Annotated in this window: 2 protein-coding genes; one reads left to right on the top strand and one right to left on the bottom strand. The window is 74.1% G+C overall.

The features are described from left to right. Nucleotides 1-422 precede the first annotated feature (422 nt). A complete protein-coding gene (locus tag AB8Z36_RS37510) occupies nt 423-1,574 on the top strand; it encodes a hypothetical protein (protein WP_369217852.1) in 1,152 nt (383 codons plus the stop codon). A 22-nt stretch (nt 1,575-1,596) separates the two neighbouring features. Here AB8Z36_RS37510 and AB8Z36_RS37505 read toward each other — a convergent pair whose 3' ends face one another. Further along, nucleotides 1,597-2,391 carry an inositol monophosphatase family protein gene (locus tag AB8Z36_RS37505; RefSeq protein WP_369217851.1) on the bottom strand — a complete coding sequence of 265 codons (795 nt, stop codon included), beginning with the start codon at nt 2,389-2,391 and terminating at the stop codon, nt 1,597-1,599. Nucleotides 2,392-2,490: the final 99 nt, after the last annotated feature.

Below are 2,490 nucleotides of genomic sequence, written 5' to 3'. Positions count from 1 at the left end.
GTCATACTGCGAGCATGGGCACTAACCCCCCCCCCCCCCCCCCCCCCCCCCCCCCCCCCCCCCCCCCCCCCCCCCCCCCCCCCCCCCCCCCCCCCCCCCCCCCCCCCCCCCCCCCCCCCCCGCCGAGGACGGTTCGTCCTTTGGGTTAGTGCCCATGCTCGCAGTATGACGGGCCCGGAGCGGCACTGCCCGGACCCTGCACCGGGCAGTCGCCCGCGAAGCCGACGGCCGGTGCCCGCCCGCTCGTCAACCGTGACGTCCGATCGGCACCCTCGCCGCACCCTGACCCCAAAAGGTGCCATTTCCACCGCGACGACGGGCCCGCGGCAGAAGAACGTAAGCCCTCCCGGCGAGGGACCGCTTGCATCGACGGGCTCACGGACCATACTGGTCGGGCCCTGATCACCGCACAGAACGACTCCATGGCCAAGAACAGCACCCCCTCCACGACCACCCCCGTCACCGCGTGGCTGGGGCGCGGGCGCCACCTCGGGCCCGAGCCCGAGCAGGACGTCCGGCGCAACCTGATCGCCCTCAAGGCGGCCGGGGTGCTGGACGACTTCCTGGACCTCGACCCCGTCGAGGCGGCCCGCTCCACCGTCCTGCACCCGAAGGACGAGACCGCCGACCCCGGACCCGCGGCCCGCCGCTGCTTCGAGGCCCGCTGGCGCGTGGACGACGACGTCACGGTGCGCGCCCAGCTCACCACCTACGACCCCGAGGCCCGCCGCAAGGAGGGCGAGGGCGTCACCTGGATTCTCGCCGCCGAGGCCGAACAGGCCTGGGACGCGCACTGGCCCTCGCCCGCGACGATGTTCTGGCCCGACAGCGACCGGGTCCCCTGGGACCACGACACGGTGCCGGACGTCCGGCTGCGGGTGGCGAACCATCTGCCCAAGGACGACGACGAACTGCGCCACCGGCTGCGCGACTGCACCCGGCAGAGCTGGTTCATCCATGTCGTGGTGCACGAGGCGATGACGCCGGACGCGGTGGGGGAGCGGCCCCTGACCACGTTCCTGCCGCCGAGCCTGCGCCACCGGGTGGTCGAGCACCGGGGCACTCCGGAGCAGGCCCAGATCGCCGACTTCGCGATGAAGCGTGAGCTCCGTGTGCGGATGCCGCGCGGCGGCGCCGTCATCCTCGCCACGGTCCCGGCGACCGAGGGGTACGACGCGGACCACTTCACGGTGCGCAGCGTCTTCCTGGACGGATCACGGCCGACCGAACTCATCGAGAAGATCGCCGAGTTCGCCGCACTGCCGCGCGAACTCCCGGACGAGGCCGAGCGGGCCCTGACGCGGCTGCGCCAGGGCTGGCACCTGCTCACCCAGGACGAGGAGCTGGCCCACGCCCAGGCCATGGTGACCAAGTACGCCGAGGCGCTCGAATCGATGACGAAAGCCTGCGACCTGTACCGGGACGCGGCCGAGGCGGCGCAGGCCGCCCTGGCCGAGGCGACCGGCGGCGACGGTGTGCCCCGGTCGTCCGCCCCCGGAGGGGCCAAGCCGGAGGGCTCCCCGCTGAGCGCCCTGACCAAGGCGTTCGGCCGCTTCCGGGATCCGAACAAGTAGCGCCGAGGCGTGGCGGTACGGCTCAGCCGCGGACCATCGACATCAGCAGCCGGTGGGTGGCGTCGTCGGCGGCTGCCACGAGGCCGCGCCCCGTCTCGCCCAGCGGCCTGCCGTCGATCCCGGTCACCACGCACCCGGCGGCCCGGCACAGCGCGATCCCGGCCGCGAAGTGCACGTTGCCGGAGAGATCGCCGCCGTCGGTGACGTAGGCGGCGCGCTTTCCGGCGGCGACCCAGGCCAGTGCCAGGGTGCTGGACGCCACGCGGGGCCGGAACTCCTCGACGAACACCGGATGGGCCAGCAGGTCCACGGCACGGAAGCCGGGCGCGCCGGGGAAGGGCGGATCGAGGTTGACGTCCACGAGCCGGGTGGCCGACGTCGGGGTGAGCGGGGTGTCGACGTCCTCGTGCCGCACCCAGGCCGTCCGGCCGTCGGTGTGGAAGACCTCCCCGCCGAACGGATCGGCCACCGCGGCCGCGCCGCCGCGCAGCGCCACGTTGACGGCGACGAGCATGGTGCCCACGGCGTAGTTGAGCGTGCCGCACAGGGGGTCCACCAGCCACTGGCGTCCGCCCTCCGCGACGGCGCCCCGCTGCCCGCCCTCCTCGCCGAGTACGGCGTCCTCGGGCCGGGCGGCCCGGATGACGCGGAGGATCTTCTCCTCGGCCTCGATGTCGGCGGCGGTGGCGAAGTCCCCGCCCCCCTTGTCGGTCCGGGCGAGCCGACGGCCGTACAGCCCGCGTACGACGTCGGCACCGGCGCGCGCCGCGGCTATGGCGACCTCGGAATCGCTGGGTTCCGCTGATGAGTTGATCACGTCGCGGAGGATACCGGGGACGGCCGGTCCGTCAGGGGGAGTCGCCGTGGCCGATGACCAGCTCGACCTCGACCTCGGTGGGGATGAGCTCGCGGACGG

The organism is Streptomyces flavofungini, from assembly GCF_041028215.1.
Lineage (GTDB): Bacteria > Actinomycetota > Actinomycetes > Streptomycetales > Streptomycetaceae > Streptomyces > Streptomyces flavofungini_B.
Note: the sequence above shows the minus strand (reverse complement) of the source record. Positions and strands in the feature narration are given on the sequence as shown.

Bases quoted from the DNA above. Each gene is read 5' to 3' on its own strand.
- AB8Z36_RS37510 (WP_369217852.1), top strand. From the start codon at position 423: ATGGCCAAGAACAGCACCCCCTCCACGACCACCCCCGTCACCGCGTGG.